At 38.8% G+C, this 19,891-nt stretch carries 13 protein-coding genes, 5 tRNA genes and 1 pseudogene; 18 read left to right on the forward strand and 1 reads right to left on the reverse strand.

All coding sequences use genetic code 11. From position 1 onward, the window contains the following. Nucleotides 1-82 precede the first annotated feature (82 nt). The 8 genes from FFM51_RS06760 (at nt 83) to FFM51_RS06795 (ending at nt 5,294) form a co-directional block, all read left to right on the forward strand. A tRNA-Asn gene (locus FFM51_RS06760) sits at nt 83-155 on the forward strand. A gap of 46 nt (nt 156-201) precedes the next feature. Beyond that, nucleotides 202-274 (forward strand) — tRNA-Thr (locus FFM51_RS06765). 353 nt (nt 275-627) lie between these two features. Continuing rightward, nucleotides 628-2,127 (forward strand): peptide MFS transporter, encoded by a 1,500-nt coding sequence (locus FFM51_RS06770; RefSeq protein ID WP_137597881.1) that lies wholly within the window; start codon nt 628-630, stop codon nt 2,125-2,127. 60 nt (nt 2,128-2,187) lie between these two features. Further along, nucleotides 2,188-3,003: a metallophosphoesterase gene (locus FFM51_RS06775; protein WP_137597882.1), complete on the forward strand. Its 816-nt coding sequence runs from the start codon at nt 2,188-2,190 to the stop codon at nt 3,001-3,003. Between the two features lie 69 nt (nt 3,004-3,072). Next, nucleotides 3,073-3,155, forward strand: a tRNA-Tyr gene (locus FFM51_RS06780). A gap of 9 nt (nt 3,156-3,164) precedes the next feature. Next, nucleotides 3,165-3,236 (forward strand) — tRNA-Gln (locus tag FFM51_RS06785). 146 nt (nt 3,237-3,382) lie between these two features. Further along, complete coding sequence (locus FFM51_RS06790; RefSeq protein WP_137597883.1) at nt 3,383-3,844, forward strand: universal stress protein; 462 nt, start codon at nt 3,383-3,385, stop codon at nt 3,842-3,844. Between the two features lie 121 nt (nt 3,845-3,965). Next, a complete protein-coding gene (locus FFM51_RS06795; protein WP_414691957.1) occupies nt 3,966-5,294 on the forward strand; it encodes an Nramp family divalent metal transporter in 1,329 nt (442 codons plus the stop codon). Between the two features lie 72 nt (nt 5,295-5,366). Here FFM51_RS06795 and FFM51_RS06800 read toward each other — a convergent pair whose 3' ends face one another. Next, nucleotides 5,367-7,091, reverse strand: a complete 1,725-nt coding sequence (locus FFM51_RS06800) for a lactate permease LctP family transporter (RefSeq protein ID WP_137597884.1) — start codon at nt 7,089-7,091, stop codon at nt 5,367-5,369. A 289-nt stretch (nt 7,092-7,380) separates the two neighbouring features. On the opposite strand from FFM51_RS06800, the gene proC reads away from it, so the two are divergent. From proC to FFM51_RS06850, 10 genes and pseudogenes are all read left to right on the forward strand, one after another. After that, nucleotides 7,381-8,175, forward strand: a complete 795-nt coding sequence (gene proC / locus FFM51_RS06805) for a pyrroline-5-carboxylate reductase (RefSeq protein WP_137597885.1) — start codon at nt 7,381-7,383, stop codon at nt 8,173-8,175. Between the two features lie 68 nt (nt 8,176-8,243). Continuing rightward, the gene (gene nagA / locus FFM51_RS06810) at nt 8,244-9,377 is read left to right on the forward strand and encodes an N-acetylglucosamine-6-phosphate deacetylase (RefSeq protein ID WP_137597886.1); all 1,134 of its coding nucleotides are present in this window, start codon (nt 8,244-8,246) and stop codon (nt 9,375-9,377) included. A 53-nt stretch (nt 9,378-9,430) separates the two neighbouring features. Then, nucleotides 9,431-10,132, forward strand: coding sequence for a GntR family transcriptional regulator (locus FFM51_RS06815; RefSeq protein ID WP_137597887.1), 702 nt, complete (start codon nt 9,431-9,433; stop codon nt 10,130-10,132). A gap of 364 nt (nt 10,133-10,496) precedes the next feature. Further along, nucleotides 10,497-11,963, forward strand: a complete 1,467-nt coding sequence (locus FFM51_RS06820) for a nicotinate phosphoribosyltransferase (protein WP_137597888.1) — start codon at nt 10,497-10,499, stop codon at nt 11,961-11,963. Between the two features lie 13 nt (nt 11,964-11,976). Next, a complete protein-coding gene (gene nadE, locus FFM51_RS06825) occupies nt 11,977-12,804 on the forward strand; it encodes an ammonia-dependent NAD(+) synthetase (protein WP_137597889.1) in 828 nt (275 codons plus the stop codon). Between the two features lie 199 nt (nt 12,805-13,003). Further along, entirely contained in the window at nt 13,004-15,655 is a 2,652-nt protein-coding gene (locus FFM51_RS06830) for a calcium-translocating P-type ATPase, PMCA-type (protein ID WP_137597890.1), read from the forward strand. A 121-nt stretch (nt 15,656-15,776) separates the two neighbouring features. Further along, a pseudogene (locus tag FFM51_RS06835) lies at nt 15,777-17,961 on the forward strand (Tex family protein). Between the two features lie 2 nt (nt 17,962-17,963). Beyond that, nucleotides 17,964-18,425, forward strand: a complete 462-nt coding sequence (locus tag FFM51_RS06840) for a SprT family protein (protein ID WP_137597891.1) — start codon at nt 17,964-17,966, stop codon at nt 18,423-18,425. An 88-nt stretch (nt 18,426-18,513) separates the two neighbouring features. Next, nucleotides 18,514-18,599, forward strand: a tRNA-Leu gene (locus FFM51_RS06845). 307 nt (nt 18,600-18,906) lie between these two features. Continuing rightward, entirely contained in the window at nt 18,907-19,887 is a 981-nt protein-coding gene (locus FFM51_RS06850; RefSeq protein WP_137597892.1) for a beta-ketoacyl-ACP synthase III, read from the forward strand. Nucleotides 19,888-19,891 lie beyond the last annotated feature (4 nt).

Below are 19,891 nucleotides of genomic sequence, written 5' to 3' on the forward strand. Positions count from 1 at the left end.
CGAACACAGAAGTTAAGCTTCTGAGCGCCGATAGTAGTTGGGGGATCGCTCCCTGCGAGGGTAGGACGTTGCCATGCAATATTCCGGCATAGCTCAGTTGGTAGAGCGTCTGACTGTTAATCAGAGTGTCGACGGTTCGAGCCCGCCTGCCGGAGTTGTGTTATTTGATGTTGACTGAATAGTTAACATCTTTTTATTTATGCCGACTTAGCTCAGTTGGTAGAGCATCGGTGTCGTAATCCGGGGGTCACAGGTTCGAATCCTGCAGTCGGCATTTCATGAATTTGGAATATAAAAAAGCTTGTAAAACTTTGTTTTTACAAGCTTTTTGTTTACTCAAAAATGACTAAAAACATATGTGTACTAAGCTAACTGTCACTTGATACTACTACCAACTTATTTTATGCCTGATTTCAGGCAGTATGTTACTAAATAATTCATTATAGTTTAATGAAAATTTGCGTTAATATAATTACAAAAAAATATTTGTTTTTAATCTATGATTGACGACTATAGAGCAGACGGGGTATAATAGTCGTCATACTTTCTTAATAAATGAAGATGCTTTAATTTAGCACAATGCAATTGTTGATAAATTAGTGGTTCATATGATTCGGAGGAAACATCTTGGAAAACAAAAGAAATGCTGACAAAGCCTTTTTAGGACAACCTAGAGGCTTATCCACATTGTTCTTTACTGAAATGTGGGAACGTTTTAGTTACTATGGTATGCGGGCAATCCTGCTTTTTTACATGTATTATGCTGTTTCAAAAGGTGGTTTAGGTTTCGACCAAGGAACCGCCGCATCGATTATGTCAATCTACGGTTCTCTTGTTTATATGTCTGGTGTCGTGGGAGGCTGGCTGAGTGACCGTGTTTGGGGAAGTCGTCGTACGGTATTTATTGGTGGAGTTTTGATCATGTTTGGTCATATTGCTCTTTCATTACCATTTGGTGCTCCAGCCCTATTTACTTCAATTGCATTAATCGTGGTTGGAACTGGGTTACTTAAGCCTAACGTTTCTGAAATGGTTGGTGGCTTATATTCTGAAACAGATAACCGGCGTGATGCTGGATTCAGTATGTTTGTTTTTGGAATTAACTTAGGAGCTGCAGTTTCTCCTTGGGCAGTGCCTTTTGCTGCTAACGGATTTGGCTTTCATGCATTTGGCAACGAAATGAATTTTCACGCTGGATTCTCACTTGCAGCAATTGGTATGTTTTTAGGCTTGTTGCAATATTACTTTGACGGTAAGAAATATTTATCAAAAGAAAGTCTATATCCACAAGACCCAATTGAAAAAGAAAACATGCGACCAATTATTATCTGGACAATTGTTGGAGTAGTCGCACTTGCAGTTATTATTGCATTGATGGGTGTAACTGGAAATCTTGATATCAACAATATTATTTGGATTATTACGATTGTTGCAATTGCACTACCGATTATCTACTTCATTATGATGTTAAGTAGTAAAAAGGTAAAAAAGGTTGAACGATCTCGTGTTTGGGCATATGTGCCGCTCTTTATTGCCGCTGCAATTTTTTGGGCAATTGAAGAATCAGGTTCAGTGGTGTTAGCGTTATTTGCTGCTAACCGAACTGTATTGCATATTGGTGGCTGGCAACTAGCTGCTGCTAACTTTCAGACTTTAAACCCAGTATTTATTATGATTTTAACGCCATTCTTCGTTTGGTTGTGGAGTTCATGGACTAAACAACCAAGTGCCCCTGGTAAATTCTCAGTTGGACTTGTCTTTGCAGGTGCATCATATTTATTTATGGCACTTCCCGGGATTATCAACGGAACGACATCAGGACGTGTTAGTCCTTGGTGGTTAATTGGTTCATGGTTTATTGTTGAAATTGCCGAAATGTTAATTTCACCAATTGGTTTGTCCGTTACTACTAAGTTAGCACCAAAAGCATTTCAATCTCAGATGATGAGTATGTGGTTCTTGGCTGATGCAGCAGGACAAGCAGTGAATGCTCAGATTGTTAAATTATATAGTGCTAATACAGAAGTGGCTTACTTCCTAATTGTCGGATTAGTCAGTGTAGCATTCGGAATATTATTACTATTTTTCGTTAAGCCTATTCATAAACTAATGGATGGCGTTGATTAAAAATAAAAGAGACTAAGCCATTAGGTTTAGTCTCTTTTATTTTATTAAGGAGGTAAGAACATGATTAAGGTTGCTATGTCTAGTGACAATCATTTTGATATTAATCACATCGATATTGCTGAAATGATGCAGCAGCAGGCTAAATTTTTAGAAGATAATAAAATTGACTATTATCTAATTGCTGGAGATTTATTTAATGATTTTCAACAAAGTCTAAATTATGTAGAACAATTAGATCAGTTAATTAATGGTAAAGTAAGGTTTATTGCTGGTAACCACGATATGCTGCGAAATGTGTCCTATGAGGCGCTAGAATCGACAAGGCAAACAAACTATCTTCATGATCAATCAGAGGACGTAAAGGGAACCAAGTGGCGTTTAATCGGCAATAACGGCTGGTATGATTATTCACTGTCCAAACAACAAGCAACTACACAACAGTTTGCAAGCTGGAAAAACGCGTATTGGGTTGACCAAACGATCAAACAGCCAGTAAGTGATATTGAACGTATGAAAATAGTCTTGCATCAAGTGGAAGCCCAATTGAAGCGGGCACAAGATGATCAGAAGAAAGTACTATTTATGACTCATTTTGTGCCAAAAAAAGACTTTATTATTGATTCACCAGACAATCGAATGTGGAATATGAGTAACGCAATGATGGGTAGTTATAAAATGGGAGAATTATTAGAAAAGTATCACGTCAACCATGTTTTATTTGGTCACTTGCATATTCATCCAAATCCTCTTCGAATTGGGCAGACAACCTATTATAATCAGGCGGTTGGATATCGTAATAACCATACTAATGAATGGTTAGAAGATAATTTTTATGATCAGTGGCGTAGGCGTCTAAAAATAATTTCATTAGAATAATGAATTTTTTTCAAAAATTGTCTTGCACTTTTTAATTGATTTAGGTATCATATAATAGTTGATTGTTACGGAGGGGTAGCGAAGTCTGGCTAAACGCGGTGGACTGTAAATCCACTCCTTCGGGTTCGGTGGTTCGAATCCACTCCCCTCCATTTATTTATTGGGCTATAGCCAAGCGGTAAGGCAACAGGTTTTGATCCTGTCATGCGCTGGTTCGATCCCAGCTAGCCCAATTATAGTTTTACCCCGCTGTTACCAATGGTGCATTGTGCATCCTGGTAGCAGTTTTTTTGTTAGTTTTTAATTATCCGGTGTTATAGTTATAAATTGATTATAATAGTAATTAGATGTGCAAACTATAATTTTAAGGAGGTTTATAATGGACAATGAAAAACTTAATCAACCCCTTATATTTAGGCGGGTTTTACTGACAGTCGATGAGGATGATCCCAATTCATCCATTCATGCGTTTCGTTATGCAGCTACGCTGGCCCATGATTACCAAGTAAAACTGTGTATTGTGTCAGTGCTAGAAAGTGATGACCTCAATATTTTTGATGTTATGACACCGGGAACAATTGATCAACGCGCTGACGACATCAGAAAAACTGTTGAGCATTACATAAAACTTGCTCAAGGTTTAGGCGTTAATGATGTGCAGGGATTAACTATTAGTGCCGGGGATGTTGATGATGTCATTTTAGATCGGGTTATCCCAGAGTTTAAACCAGATTTAATTGTGTGCGGATCAGATACTGATGACCCGAGTCATAGGGTTCCTGGAGCCGTTGGACTTAGAATTGCTAGGCGAGCCAATGTTTCTGTAATTGTAGTGCGCTGAACCTAATCGAATAAAAAAGTAGAAAAGGTGGTATGAATAATACATGGCAAAGAATATGAAACAAGGAGAAAAAGATAATTTAAAAAGACAGCAAGTAGATTCTAATCCTGAGCGTCATCATATGGTTTCTTCTACGAATGGCGCCAGTAAATCATTGGATGAAATTAATGGTAGTGTCCAAGTTCCACAAAACGCAGGCGTATTGAAAACGTTTCTAGCCTACTTAGGACCTGGGGTTCTAGTCTCAGTGGGATATATGGATCCTGGTAACTGGATTACGTCAATTGCCGGTGGTGCTCAATTCAAATATCGTTTAATCAGTGTTATTTTGTTATCTAGTTTGATTGCCATGTTGTTGCAATCAATGGCGGCACGGCTTGGAATTGTTACGGGACGTGATTTAGCCCAACTAACACGTGAAAAGACATCTAAAGCGGTTGGTATCTTTTTATTTATTATTACTGAATTGGCTATTATGGCGACTGATATTGCCGAAATTATCGGCTCTGGGATCGCGTTGGAGTTACTGTTTGGGTTTCCACTGGTCGTCGGAATTATTATAACTGCTTTCGATGTTTTACTTTTGTTATTTCTAATGAAATTAGGCTTCAGAAAAATTGAAGCGATTGTAGCAACTTTAGTTGCAGTGATTCTGTTTGTTTTCTTGTATGAAGTTATTTTAGCCCAACCCAATGTTCCCGATATTTTCAAAGGGTTTATTCCTGGTAAAGATTTGATCCAAAATCAATCAATGCTTTACCTTGGCCTAGGAATTGTCGGTGCGACCGTAATGCCGCATAATTTATATTTAGGATCTTCAATCTCACAAACTCGTAATTTTGATCGTGATGATCAAAAGAGTGTTCGTAGTGCTATTCGGTATACTGTTGCTGATTCCAATATGCAATTATCACTTGCTTTTGTAGTGAATTGCCTTCTATTAATTTTAGGTGCTGCTTTGTTTTTTGGCACACATTCGAGTTTAGGAAGGTTTGTGGATCTGTACAATGCACTTGATAATTCTAAAATTGTTGGAGCAATTGCGAGTCCTATTTTAAGTATGTTATTCGCGATTGCCTTACTATCATCCGGTCAAAGTTCGACGATTACCGGAACCCTTTCTGGTCAAATCATCATGGAGGGCTTTATCAGATTGAAAATGCCACTATGGGCGCAGCGACTGTTAACTCGGTTAATTGCAATTGCACCTGTATTAACGTTTGCGGTTTACTACCACGGTAATGAAGCAAAAATTGAAGAATTACTCACTTTTTCTCAAGTGTTTTTGAGTGTTGCGCTCCCATTTGCAATGGTGCCACTGATTATTTTTACAAGTAGTAAGAAAATTATGGGATCGTTTGCTAATAGAATGTGGGTTAATATGTGCGCATGGGTTTCAGCAATCGTGTTAATTATTTTAAATATTTGGCTGATTATTCAGACTCTTTAGTTTTTGCAAACAAATAAAATGCATGAAATCACTCGCTGATTTCATGCATTTTCTATTCTAATATTAGTTAACTTATGGAATCATCCAAGGAAAAACATATGCTTGCAACACCGTTATGATGCCGGCAAAAACTAGGAATAATAAACTACTCTTGACTGTAAACCGAAAAAGGTCAGACTCTTTACCAACTAGACCAACAGCTGCGGCTGCGATAGCAATTGATTGTGGTGAAATCATTTTTCCAGTTACACCACCAGTTGTGTTAGCTGCTACCATTAAAACATCAGGTACTCCAATTTGATGGGCTGTAATAGCCTGGAGGTTTGAGAATAAAGCATTGGCGGAGGTATCAGATCCGGTTAGAAATACTCCCATCCAGCCTAAAAATGGTGAGAAGAATGGGAAGGCGTTACCTGTTTTAGCAAGTGCTAATGCTAACGTTGAGGATAACCCCGAATAATTGGCAATAAAGGCGAAACTAAGTACGAAGCCAATTGATAAAATTGGGAGGGCTAGTTCTTTGACTGTCTCGTTAAATGTTTTTAAAGCAGCTTTCGGTTTCATTTTTAATAATATAATGGAAACTAGACCTGCTATGAAAATTGCCGTGCCAGTGGCCTGAATTAAATCAATTTTTAACACCGCCTCATATGGAGTTAAATGACTAACGATTGGAGTTGCTTTTAATACACGCTCATCAAGAAACGGGATATGAATTGAAATTGTGGTTTTTGCTAGTGCGCCACCTGGGAGAAATAATTTTTTAAATATATCTTGAGTCCAAACAACTACCATAATGGTTAAAATGATAAATGGTGACCACGCCTTCAATACTTTTTTGAAAGTTAAATGAGGTTGTTCTGGCAATGATGTTTTGTCTAATTGGGTATTAGTTTCGGGTTCAGTAATTGGAGCAACACCACTTTTTGCATTTAGTTCACTAGTTGTAATTGCGGGTCCAGTATTTGTTTGAAAGATTTCCTTAGGCTGCCAAACTTTTAAAAATCCAGCAACTAAAACCAAACTGACTAATGCTGAAGTAATATCAGGTAATTGTGGTCCTAGATATCTGGAAGTTAAAAACTGAGTCAAAGCGAACGAACCTCCAGCGATTGATAGAGCTGGCCAAGTTTGTCGAATACCTTTAAAACCGTCCATTAAGAAAACAATGAAAAAGGGAACAAAGACTGACATAAACGGTAATTGACGACCAGCCATTTCACCTATTAAATGTGCGGATATACCAGTTACTTGTCCAGATACGGTAATTGGAATTCCCATCGCACCAAAAGCCACTGGAGCCGTATTGGCGATTAAACACAAACCTGCTGCATAAAGTGGCTTTAAACCTAATCCTACCAGCAAGGACGCAGTGATGGCCACGGGAGCACCAAAACCTGCAGCACCTTCTAAAAAAGCTCCAAATGAAAATCCAACCAAAATTACTAAAAGTCGATGATCATTGGTGATTGACAGGATGGATGCACGAATCAAATCAAAATAACCAGTTTTAACGGTTACTTTGTAAAGAAAGACAGATGTAATGATAATCCACGATATTGGCCATAACCCATACAAAAAGCCATAAAACAAGGCCATGATTGCCATCATTAGTGGCATTTTGTATAAAAATAATGCCACTAATACGGCAAGAACAACTGTCCAAAAACCAGCAACATAGCCTTTCATTTTAAAGACAGTTAATGCTAAAAAGAAAAAAATTATTGGAATAAGAGCAATTGCAGCGGAAAGCCAAATATTGTTTAGTGGATTGTATGTCTGCGTCCAAGTTGTCATAAAAATCACTCCTTTTTAATATTAAATGGGGTAAACTATGCTTCTGCAACGCAACCATAACATATTTTCACACTGATTTGGAAGCGTTTACATTCAATGAGTAAAGGATTTTATGTGTATTAAGTAACAAATCTTTGCCTTTTGGCATGCTTAGTTAGAAGAATTAATTATTATAATCGTGGTAAAACACACAATCTCATTAAAATGTAATCATTTTTTGTACGATGATACTATCAAAGTAGTTAAATGTTAGAATAAAATAATACGTGATGTGAAAGGATGATTAAATATGAAAATTGGATTTATTGGCGTTGGTGCAATGGCCAAAGCCATCATTAAGGGATTGATTGCTAGTAAAAATGTAAGTGCAGCAGACATTAACATTCACAGTGCTCATCAAGCAAACTATGAGCCATTTGCTAAAGAAAATGGTGTTGTTTCTTTTGATTCAAATCAAGAGTTGGTTGCGCAAAGCGAGGTTGTGGTTTTGGCGGTTGCTCCGGAACAGGCGGAATCAGTATTACAAGAGGTTCGTCCGCAGTTAAAAGATAAAAAATTGGTATCGATTGTCGGCGGTATGAGTATTAACCGATTGGAAGAACTAAGTGATTATAATCTACCAATTTTACGGGCCTTGCCAAACATAAATGTTGAAATATTAGCGGGGATGACGGCGTTAGCGGCCAATGCACAGCTTAAAGAAACTGACAAAAAACAATTAGGAGAATTATTTCAGTCGCTGGGTGAAATTAGCTGGCAACCAGAGGAAGCATTTGGAATTTTTAGTGCATTGGCAGGCAGTTCGCCAGCCTATGTTGATTTTTTTATCGATTCTTTGAGTCGAGTGGGAGTTAAGTATGGGTTGAGCAAGAATGCAGCAACCAAAATTGCTGCGCAGGCAGTTCAAGGATCTGCTCAGATGGTATTAAAATCTAGTCAAACACCATTCGAACTGATTGATCAAGTTTCTTCTCCAGGCGGTAGTACAGTGGCTGGATTACTGGCAATGGAGGAAGCGGGATTTATGACTGCTGTGGTTAAAGGGATTGATGCTACAATCCAAAAAAACAATCAAGTTGATTAGGGTTTACTTTTTGGTATATACCAATTATAATAAAGTAAATATTAGTTTAAGTTAAGGGGAGTGTCATAGTGAGTATTGTGTTAAAGCATGCTGAAATTTTTACGGGTGACGGCAAAATCGATGATGGCTATATTAGGTTTGAAAAAACAATTGAAGCAATTGGTCCAATGAGTGAATATGTCGCCCAAGCTAATGATCAGGTGGAGTTCGTTAATGGAAAAAAGTTGGTTCCTGGTTTTATCGATGTGCATGCCCATGGTGGTTATGGTTTTGACACAATGGATGGAGACCCGGACCAGATTAATACAATGGTCAACAAGATGATTCATGAAGGCATTACAACTATTTTTCCGACAACCATGACCCAATCAAATGAAAATATTGCTCATGCTATGACTGGTATTGCCCAGGCTGCAAAAAAGAATCCAGTAATTCAGGGAACTCATCTGGAAGGACCATTTATTGCAGCCATCTATAAGGGTGCACAACCTGAAAAATATATTAAGGATCCAGATGCTGATTTGTTAGATCACTGGAATGAATTATCTGATAATCTGGTTAAACTGATTACGTATGCACCTGAAGATGCAGGCGCACGCGAATTTGAAGACTACTGTTTGGAACATGGTATCGTTCCATCTGTTGGGCATAGTAATGCCACTCGTGAACAGATGTTAGCTAGTCGTGCTACGCATGTTACACATTTATACAATGCACAGCGCGAATTTAAGCATCGTGAGCCCGGTGTAACTGGGCATGCAATGCTTGAAGATAATATGTATTGTGAATTAATTTGTGACGGTTTCCATATTGTGCCGGATATGATTAAACTAGCCTTTGAACAAAAAGGTCCTTATAAAATTGAATTAGTCACTGATTCAATGCGCGCTAAAGGAATGCCAGAAGGTGTTAGTGAATTGGGTGGGCAAAAGGTGATTGTTAAGGACAAACAGGCTCGCTTAGAGTCTGGTAACTTAGCAGGATCGGTTTTAACGTTTGAAGATGCTTTTAAAAATGCAATTTCGTTCACTGGCTGCAGTATTGAAGAAGCAGTGTTGATGTCTTCTGTAAATCAGGCGACGGAGTTTGGCTTAACACAAAAAGGATCACTTGAAGTGGGAAAAGATGCTGATATTAACGTTTTTGATGGTAACCTTACCTTGCAACGAGTTTATAGCTTTGGTCGCCGCTTTGACAATTAAACTAAATTGGTTTAGATTTGTTTAAACACGTAGTTCATGAAAGGGGCAGTGAAATGGCTTCACCGGTCTATATTCAAATTCATAATCAAATTAAACAGGAAATTGAAAATGGTAAGTGGCAAGTGGGGGCCAAAATACCTGCTGAACGTGAACTAGCATTGGACTTTAGTGTAAGTCGGATGACATTGCGTCAGGCCATTCAGACGTTGGTTGATGAAGGAATCTTGGAGCGCCATGTGGGTTCGGGGACGTTTGTTGCCAACCGAAAAGTGCAGGAAAAAATGTCAGGTGTAACTAGTTTTACTGACTTAATGACAGCAGCCGGAAAAGTTCCTTCCAGTAAGACGATTTCGTATCACATTACCACTCCGTCTGAAAGCGAAGTGGAGCAGCTAGAATTAAAGCCCGAGATGAAGGTATTACGCATGGAACGAATTCGATATGGTAGTGGTATCCCGATTTGTTTTGAAATTGCGACGGTACCGGCAGATTTAATTAGTGATTTTAGCAAAGAAGAAATTACTACTTCGCTATACCGTGTTCTTGAAAAAAAGGCCAACTTATTTCCTGGTCGGGCAATTCAAACAGTTTCAGCTATGTCTGCATCAGAAAGGATTGCTGAATATTTAGGAATTAAACGCGGAGCAGCCTTGTTACGCTTGCGTCAAATCTCATATCTCCAAGACGGCCGCCCATTTGAGTATGTTCATACTCAGTACGTTGGGGATCGGTTTGAGTTTATTTTAGAAAAATAAGAGTGCAACAGCCACGTTAAAAAGCTGTAGTTAAAAATAAACCAAACGGTATGATTCGATTTATGAATCATACCGTTTGGTTTATTTTTAGACGAAAGCTTTTGCGGCTGTTTGCACGTTTTATGAATAAAAAAACGGAGAAAGGGAGAATAATCGGTTTATGGATCATACCATTCGTTGTAGCTAATCTCAGATTTTGAATAGTAAAAATCGGCAAACTAAACAAAAGCAGTTAAGATTCATTACATTTGCCGTAGATTGCAACTGATATTGTATATGCCTAGGAATAGAGTAAAATTAATGCTAGAATGTTTGTGATTTAAACAAAATTTCAAAAAGATAGATGAGATGGAGGAGTAACCACATGAGTTACCGATTTCCAGATGATAGTCATACATTGCACACGGATGCTTATGAATTAAGCATGATGCAGACATATTGGCAAAAAGGAATGGCCGATCGCAGAGCAGTTTTTGAATTATATTTTAGAAATATGCCATTTGGCAATGGCTATGCAATTTTCGCAGGCCTTGAGCGAGTGGTCCAATACATCAAGCAGCTTAAATTTTCAGATAGTGATATTGATTACTTGAAAACCACTGGTCAATTTGATGATGGCTTTTTAGAATATCTACGAGATTTTAAGTTTACCGGATCAATTAATAGTGCTGTTGAGGGTGATTTGGTTTTTAATAATGAACCCATTTTGCAAGTTGATGGACCATTGATTGGTGGACAATTAATTGAAACGGCCTTACTTAACATTATTAATTATCAGACTTTAATTGCAACTAAGGCTGCGAGAATTAAATCAGTGGTTGGGACAGATCCGTTGCTAGAGTTTGGAACTCGTCGGGCGCAAGAAATGGATGCTGCAATTTGGGGAACTCGTGCAGCTTATATTGGTGGCTTTGATGCAACCAGTAATGTTCGTGCTGGTAAGTTGTTCGGTATTCCAATTAGTGGTACACATGCTCATGCCCTAGTTCAAACTTATATGAATGATTATGATGCTTTTAAAGCGTATGCTCAAACGCACCGGGATTGTGTTTTTTTAGTTGATACATTTGATACACTTAAAAGTGGGGTTCCTAATGCAATTCGAGTAGCTCAGGAAATGGGAGATCAAATTAATTTTCAAGGAGTTCGAATTGACAGTGGTGACATGGCGTATATTTCTAAACGTGTGCGCCAAATGCTAGATGAAGCTGGTTTTCCAGACGCTAAGATATACGCATCTAATGATCTCGATGAAAAGACAATTATGAATTTAAAGATGCAAAAGGCAAAAATCGATGTCTGGGGCATTGGCACTAAACTAATTACAGCTTTTGATCAACCAGCATTAGGAGCAGTATATAAATTAGTGTCATTTGAAGATGAACATGGTCAGATGATCGACACAATTAAGATATCTAGTAATGCGGCTAAGGTGTCAACCCCCGGTAAAAAGCAGATCTGGCGAATTACAGATCGTGCTGACGGAAAAACAGAGGGGGATTATATTGCTTTGTGGGATGAAGACCCCAGAACACAAGAATCTATCTATATGTTTAATCCCGATTACACATATATTAATAAAACGTTGAAAAATTTTGATGCGCGGCCGATTTTGCAGCCGATCTTTGCACAAGGTAAGTTAGTTTATCAGTTACCTGAATTAGATGAAATTAGACATTTTTCAAAGCTGCATCTAGATATGCTATGGGATGAGTATAAACGAGATTTAAATCCACAAGTCTATCCGGTTGATTTATCTAAAAAATGCTTCGATAATAAAATGGCCATTATTCAACAGGTCCGTGACTACGTAGATCAATTAAATTTTTAAAAAGGGTGATTAAATGAGACCATTGCAACGAGAAATTATTGATGCTTTAAAAGTTCAACCAACGATTGATGTCGATGAGGAAATCAACCGCAGTGTTGATTTCTTGCAATCATATCTACTGAAAACTGGATTGCAAACGCTTGTTTTAGGCATTTCAGGTGGGCAAGATTCCACCCTAGCTGGTAAGTTGGCTCAGATGGCAATTACAGCCTTACGGACAAAAAGTGAAGACCCACGGTATCAATTTGTGGCTGTTAGATTGCCATATGGTAATCAAGCTGATGAAGCTGACGCAATGGCAGCAATTGATTTTATGCAGGTCGATCAAGTAATGCGGGTAGATATTAAGCCAGCAACAGATGCTACCGTTAAGTCATTACAGGCCAATGAGGTTAGTGTAAGTGACTTTAACAAAGGAAATATTAAGGCGCGGCAACGAATGATTGCCCAATTTGGCATTGCCGGACAGTTGCACGGTGCGGTAGTGGGAACTGACCATGCTAGTGAAGCAGTCACTGGTTTTTACACTAAATTCGGTGATGGTGCAGCAGATATTACCCCGTTGTGGCGCTTAAACAAACGACAAGGTAAACAACTACTTCAAAAATTAGGCGCACCAGAACATCTTTACATCAAGGTACCAACTGCAGATTTAGAGGATGATCGGCCTGCCTTGCCTGATGAAGTGGCGTTAGGAGTCAGTTATGCACAAATTGACGACTATTTAGAGGGACGTAAGATTAACGATGATGCTGCGCAAAAAATTGAGAGTTGGTATTTAAAAACGCGGCATAAACGGCATCTACCAATTAATGTATATGATCAATGGTGGAAGGGTTAACGGTTTATTTTTAATTATTATTAAGGTATAATTAATCATATTCATAAGGGAGTAACTAGCAGAATAATCTGCGACAATTTCGTCAGCAAGAAGATCTTTCCGGGATTGTCATAATTAGTGAGACTTATGTATGCACACAATTATTTGCGACGCATGCGTAAGTCTTTTTCTATCGTATGATGCCGACAAGGAGGAAATTATGAAGCGATTATTTTATAATCAACCAATAGAACAGGTCTTTGAGGACGTCGAAACACGAGCCAGTGGACTAACCGATAAAGAAGTTCAAACTAAGCGAGAAAAGTTTGGTACTAACGAGTTAGAGCAAAAAAGACAGACTACATTACTTGAAAAATTTATTGATCAATTTAAAGATTTGATGATCATTGTGTTGATGGTAGCTGCATTAATTGCAGCGTTCTCTGGTGAATTAGTAGATGCCGTAATTATTATGTTAGTGGTTATTTTGAATGCCATTTTTGGGGTGTTTCAAGAAACTAAAGCTGAAAATGCGATCAATGCATTGAAAGAAATGTCAGCACCAGATGCACATGTTCGTCGTGGTGATCAAGTAGTGACGGTCAAAAGTGATGACTTAGTGCCAGGAGATATTGTACTACTTGAGGCAGGAGACATTGTACCAGCTGATTTGCGACTGATTGAAGGAGCTGCGTTAAAGATTGAAGAAGCGGCACTGACTGGAGAATCGGTGGCGACAGATAAACAATTTAATATTTTAGAAGATGAAACATTGGGCCTGGGAGATCGCTCCAATATGGCGTATATGAACACTAATGTGACTTATGGTCGTGCAACCGGGGTGGTGGTTGCCACTGGAATGCAAACCCAAATGGGACAAATTGCAGGAATGTTAAACAAGACCGCAGAAACACAAACGCCGTTGCAAGCTAATTTACAGCAGTTAGGTAAAGTATTAACCATCTTAATTTTGATCATTGCTGTGATTGTTTTTGTAATTGGTCTAGTTCGTGGTGAAGAAACACTACTCAATATGTTGTTAACAGCAATTTCCCTAGCGGTTGCGGCCATTCCAGAAGGATTACCTGCAATTGTGACAATTACGTTAGCACTGGGAACGCAACGGATGGTCAAACGCCACGCGCTAATTCGTAAATTACCAGCGGTAGAAACTTTAGGGAGTACAGATGTCATTGCATCGGATAAAACTGGTACTTTAACGCAGAATAAAATGACGGTTGAACGATTATATACTAATGGACAGCTTATTGATGCAGATGCTGAGGACAATGATAGTAACGATTTACTGGTTAAGGTCATGGTACTTGCTAACGATACAAAGCAAACCGCAGATGGGTTGCAAGGTGATCCAACGGAAACGGCACTGGTTCAATATGCGCTTAATCATGATGGACATGTCGATCAATTGATTGCAGATAACCCGCGAGTGGCTGAAATTCCCTTTGACTCTGAACGGAAGTTAATGACAACAATTCATCAAAATAGTGATGGTATTTTTGCTGCAAGTAAAGGTGCACCTGATGCATTGTTAAATCGAGTAACGCAGATTGAAATTAACGGTTCTGTGCAGCCGTTAGATGAGCAAGCTAGGGAACAAATTTTACAACAAAATCATGAGCTAGCAACACAAGCTTTAAGAGTACTGGCGTTTGCGTATAAACCGTTATCAGTTGTTCCTGAAGATCCAACCAGCGAAAGCGTTGAAAATGACCTAATTTTTGTTGGTTTAATTGGAATGATTGATCCTGAACGCCCTGAAGCGGCTGAATCAGTAACCAAGGCCCACCAAGCTGGCATTAAAACGATTATGATTACTGGTGATCATCGGGATACCGCTCAAGCTATTGCTATCCGATTAGGAATTGTGCAAGAAGGTGAAGATGATGCGGTCATCACAGGTGCACAATTGGATGGACAAGATGACGCTACTTTCGCCAAAAATGTTAAAAAATATCGTGTTTATGCACGGGTAGCTCCTGAGCATAAAGTTAGAATTGTGAAAGCATGGCAAAAACATGGTAAGGTGGTGGCAATGACTGGGGATGGTGTTAATGACGCCCCAGCACTGAAGACTGCTGACATCGGTGTTGGTATGGGAATCACTGGGACTGAAGTTTCCAAAGGTGCCAGCGAAATGGTATTGGCAGATGATAATTTTGCGACAATTGTGGTAGCGGTCGAAGAAGGACGAAAGGTCTTTGCTAATATTCAAAAGGCCATTCAGTATCTATTATCAGCCAACCTTGGTGAGGTGTTAACTCTATTTATGATGACTATTTTAGGATGGCAAATTCTAGCCCCGGTACAAATTCTATGGATTAATCTGGTGACGGATACTTTTCCGGCGATTGCTTTGGGAGTTGAGCCAACTGAAAAAAACATCATGAAACGACCACCTCGTGGCCGAACATCTAATTTCTTATCTGGCGGAGTGCTATCAAGTATTATCTACCAAGGAATATTGGAAGGACTCTTGACCCTTGGTGTTTATGCCTATGCATTGTGGATGCCGTTGCATACAAGTAGTGAGCAAATCCATGCGGACGCATTAACAATGGCGTTTGCGACGCTAGGGTTGATCCAGCTGTTCCATGCATTCAACTCCAAGTCAATTCACCAATCACTATTTACAATTGGTTTTTGGAAGAACAAATATTTTAACTTGGCGATTTTAGTTGCGTTTTTACTGTTAGCAATGACGATTTGGTTACCTGGATTTAACCAACTATTCCATGTTACTCATTTGGAATTGAGTCAATGGGCAGTGGTAGGATTTGCTGGTCTAATGATGATCGTAATTGTTGAATTAGTTAAACTCGTACAACGCAGATTTTGGTATCAAAAAAAATAAAAAGTTAATTTCACTTACAATCTAAGAGTTATTTAGTGGTAAAATTAGATTGTTAATGTAACGGATCAGGACGGCCAGTTATTAGCGTCCTGATCTATTTTTATGAGGAGTAAAACAATTTATGAGTGAACAAGCAACAAAGTTAGTTAAACAAAATATTCCAGATATTGCCGCTCACCAAATTGATGCGGTCTTAAGCTTATTAGAGCAGGGCAACACGATTCCGTTTATTGCCCGTTATCGAAAAGAAATGACAGGTAGTCTTGATGAAGTACAAATTTTATCAATTCAAGATGAGTTTAAGCGAGCAACAGCACTGCAAGATCGTAAGGAAGCGGTTGTTAAAAGCATTGCTGAACAAGGTAAACTATCGGATCAACTGGCTAAACAAATTAATCAGGCAGAAAAAATACAAGATGTTGAAGATTTGTATTTGCCATACAAACAAAAACGACAGACCAAAGCAATGATTGCAAAACAACGAGGCTTAGAACCATTGGCTAATTGGTTGTTATCATTTCCCACAGGTGATTTAACAAATGAGGCTCAAAAATATGTTAATGCTGACAAAGAATTACCCGACGCAGATACTGTTCTAGAAGGTGCTCAAGAAATTTTAGCCGAAGCATTCAGCGAAGTGGCAGCCATTAGAAATTGGATTAGAAATTTTACGACTCAACACGGCCAACTGGTAACAAAAGTAAAAACACACGGTCAAGAGCTAGATGAAATGGGTGTTTATCAGCAGTATTACGATTTTCAAGCACCAATTGCTAAGCTTAATTCATACCGTATTTTGGCGATTAATCGCGGTGAAAAAGAGAAGGTTATTAACGTCAAAGTTCTAGTGGAAAATGATCCAATTAATAATTATTTGCATTTTAGGTTAATAGGGCAGCATCGGGATGGTATGGCGGTAGAATTTATTCAAAATGCCTACGAAGATGCATACAAGCGGTTTATTGCCCCCGCCATTGAACGTGAAATGCGACATGAATTAACTCAATCGGCGCAAGAACAGGCCATCAAAGTATTTGGGCAAAATTTGTATAATCTACTAATGCAAGCACCTATGAAGGGAAAGGTTGTGTTGGGGTTTGATCCAGCCTATCGAACTGGTTGTAAGTTAGCTGTAATTGATGAGAATGGTAAATTTTTGACAAAAGCAGTGATTTATCCGCATAAGCCGGCAGCGGAAGCTAAGCGAGCCGCTGCTCAGCCAGAGTTGATAAAATTAATAGAACAATATCATGTCGAAATGATTGCAATCGGCAATGGAACCGCTAGCCGTGAGTCTGAACAGTTCGTAGCTGACACACTGACAAAAATCAAACGACCAGTATATTATGTAATTGTTAACGAGGCGGGAGCATCAGTTTATTCTGCGAGTCAAGAAGCTCGTGATGAATTTCCTGACCTGCATGTTGAACAACGCAGTGCTATTAGTATTGGTCGTCGGCTACAAGATCCACTGGCAGAACTGGTTAAAATTAATCCAGAATCTGTTGGTGTTGGCCAGTATCAACACGACTTACCAGACAAAGACCTAAGTGAAGAGCTTGATGCAGTCGTAGAACGAGCGGTAAACCGGGTTGGTGTTAACCTGAATACGGCTAGCTATCAGCTGCTAGCTCATATTTCTGGGTTATCAAAGACTATTGCGACAAATATCGTTAAATATCGTGATGAGAATGGCCGCTATGACAGTCGGACACAATTGAAGAAGGTTCCTCGTTTGGGACCGAAAGCGTTTGAACAAGCGGTGGGCTTTTTGCGGATTATTGACGGCAAAAATCCTCTGGATAACACGGATATTCATCCTGAAAGTTATCCCCTAGCAAAGCAAGTTTTACAGCAAGCTGGGATTAAACAAGATCAGTTAGGATCTGAGAATGCAAAAGCAAAAATTGCAACTGTTGATCCCAAACCTATTTTGGCTGATGAAAAAGTTGGTAGTGAAACACTTCAAGATGTGATTGCTAGTTTACAGGCCCCTGGACGAGATTTACGAGATGACATGCCAGCACCGTTATTGCGACAAGATGTTATTACAATTGAGGATCTTAAAACGGGGATGAAGCTACAAGGAACTGTCCGCAATGTAGTTGATTTTGGTGCATTTGTTGATATTGGGGTTAAACATGATGGACTTGTACATGTTTCAAAGTTAAGAAATAAATTTGTGAGCGACCCTAAAAAAAGTCGTTGCAGTTGGCGATATCGTGACAGTTTGGATTGACAGTGTTGATTTAGAGCGGCAACGAATTCAATTAACAATGATTGATCCACAGGAGAACAAAAATTAATCGTGACAAATGAACAGTTACAAAATCTAACCAAACAGTGGTCCGAAGAGTATTTTCACCAGCCATTTAAGCATGAAACTTACTTTAATGCTCGGTTAAAAACAACCGGTGGTCGTTATCATCTTAAAGATCATCACATTGATATTAATCCGAAAATGATTGATGACTTTGATTTAAAGAATTTGCGTCAAGTGGTACTTCATGAGCTGTGTCATTACCATCTCCATTTAAGCGGACAGGACTATCATCATCGTAGTCGTGAGTTTAAAGTGTTGTTGCAGCAAGTTGGTGGTGCTCGTTATGCTCCATTAGTACCTAATTCATTAGCTCCAAGACAAAATAAAAAAATAGTTTATCAATGTACAAATTGTTATTCTCGCATTATCAGAAAACGACATTTTAATACAACTCGTTTTGTGTGTGCTCGCTGTGGTGGCCATTTTGAATTAATTTCAGCAAGCTAAAAAGACGTAATATCACGGTGGACAGGTTACTAGTGAATATTTGATATTGTCATTAGTCCGATAATTTGCTATGATATTACTCGTTGATGCGGCCGTGGCGGAACTGGCAGACGCGCAAGATTAAGGATCTTGTGGTCAATTATGACCGTGGAGGTTCAAGTCCTCTCGGCCGCATAAAAAAAAGAGCGTGTTCAACCGCTCTTAGAAGCCAAAACACAATGGTAAAACAAAGCGTATGATTCGAACTGTGAATCATGCGCTTTGTTTTATTGTTGTATGTAGAACTCTGCGGTTGAAAACGTATCTCGGCAATAATAAAGCAATAACACGATTCAAACTGTGAATCATTTTTATTGTCTTAATTCAACAAACAAAATTCTTTGATGATTACACTTTAATTAATATCAAGTATAAGTACTAGTAATTTATGTGGGTCTGAATTAAAATGTAAAGGTTAAAAATATGAAGGCGGTCAATACTAATGACAACATTTGCAAAAATAACTGCTACTGCTGGCTATGTTCCTAAACGAGTAGTGACGAACAATGAGTTAGCAAAAATCATGCCTACTACTGATGAATGGATTGTGGCACATACTGGAATCGCAACTAGGCATTATGCCCTTGATGATGAAAATACTTCTGATTTAGCAACCACGGTGGGAAATAAATTGCTTCAGCGTGCTGGCTTGGCCGCTGATGAAATTGACTTAATCATTGTTACTACTATCACACCAGATTCACTAACACCGGCAACTGCTAGTATTGTTCAAGGAAAGCTGCACGCAAAAAATGCAGTTGCGTTTGATGTCAGTGCAGCCTGTGCCGGGTTTGTTTTTGGTTTAAGCGTGGCAGATAAAATGATGCGTAGTGGTATGTATCGCCATGCCATGGTTATCAGTGCCGAGGTTAATTCTAAAATGATGGATTTCACCGACCGGACATCGACAGTTTTTTTTGGTGATGGGGCAGGTGGAGCACTACTATCTCAGACCAGCTCTGAAGACGAAGAATTTTTAATAGCTGAGAAGTTACAAACTGATGGTACGGGTGCTCAAACTATTCACAGTGGTCGGATAGCACCAATCACCAAATTAGCTGCAAGTAATTACCCACAAACAGATGCTTTTTTTCAAGATGGACGTGCTGTTTTTGAATTTGCGACCAATACAGTTCCAGTTCAAATTAAACGGTTATTAATTGATGCTGGGATAACTACTAATGAGCTACAATTGGTAGTATGTCATCAAGCTAATTTGAGAATTATAGAAAAAATTGCTGCCAAACTAGAAATGCCGTTTGATAAATTTGCGCACACAGTAGAAAGTTACGGTAATATGTCGTCTGCGGGGATTCCAGTAACGCTCGATCAAAGTGTCTCAGTTGGCGAAAATTATCAGCCAATACTGTTAAGTGGCTTTGGAGCTGGACTTGATTATGGCAGCATGTTAATTAGAATGTAGGGAT

This window comes from Paucilactobacillus kaifaensis, assembly GCF_005405145.1.
GTDB classification, from domain to species: Bacteria; Bacillota; Bacilli; order Lactobacillales; family Lactobacillaceae; genus Paucilactobacillus; species Paucilactobacillus kaifaensis.

Bases quoted from the DNA above. Each gene is read 5' to 3' on its own strand.
- FFM51_RS06815 (WP_137597887.1), top strand. From the start codon at position 9,431: ATGGCTTCACCGGTCTATATTCAAATTCATAATCAAATTAAACAGGAA.
- FFM51_RS06795 (WP_414691957.1), top strand. From the start codon at position 3,966: ATGGTTTCTTCTACGAATGGCGCCAGTAAATCATTGGATGAAATTAAT.
- FFM51_RS06820 (WP_137597888.1), top strand. From the start codon at position 10,497: ATGAGTTACCGATTTCCAGATGATAGTCATACATTGCACACGGATGCT.
- FFM51_RS06790 (WP_137597883.1), top strand. From the start codon at position 3,383: ATGGACAATGAAAAACTTAATCAACCCCTTATATTTAGGCGGGTTTTA.
- nadE (WP_137597889.1), top strand. From the start codon at position 11,977: ATGAGACCATTGCAACGAGAAATTATTGATGCTTTAAAAGTTCAACCA.
- FFM51_RS06830 (WP_137597890.1), top strand. From the start codon at position 13,004: ATGAAGCGATTATTTTATAATCAACCAATAGAACAGGTCTTTGAGGAC.
- FFM51_RS06775 (WP_137597882.1), top strand. From the start codon at position 2,188: ATGATTAAGGTTGCTATGTCTAGTGACAATCATTTTGATATTAATCAC.
- FFM51_RS06850 (WP_137597892.1), top strand. From the start codon at position 18,907: ATGACAACATTTGCAAAAATAACTGCTACTGCTGGCTATGTTCCTAAA.
- FFM51_RS06800 (WP_137597884.1), bottom strand. From the start codon at position 7,091: ATGACAACTTGGACGCAGACATACAATCCACTAAACAATATTTGGCTT.
- proC (WP_137597885.1), top strand. From the start codon at position 7,381: ATGAAAATTGGATTTATTGGCGTTGGTGCAATGGCCAAAGCCATCATT.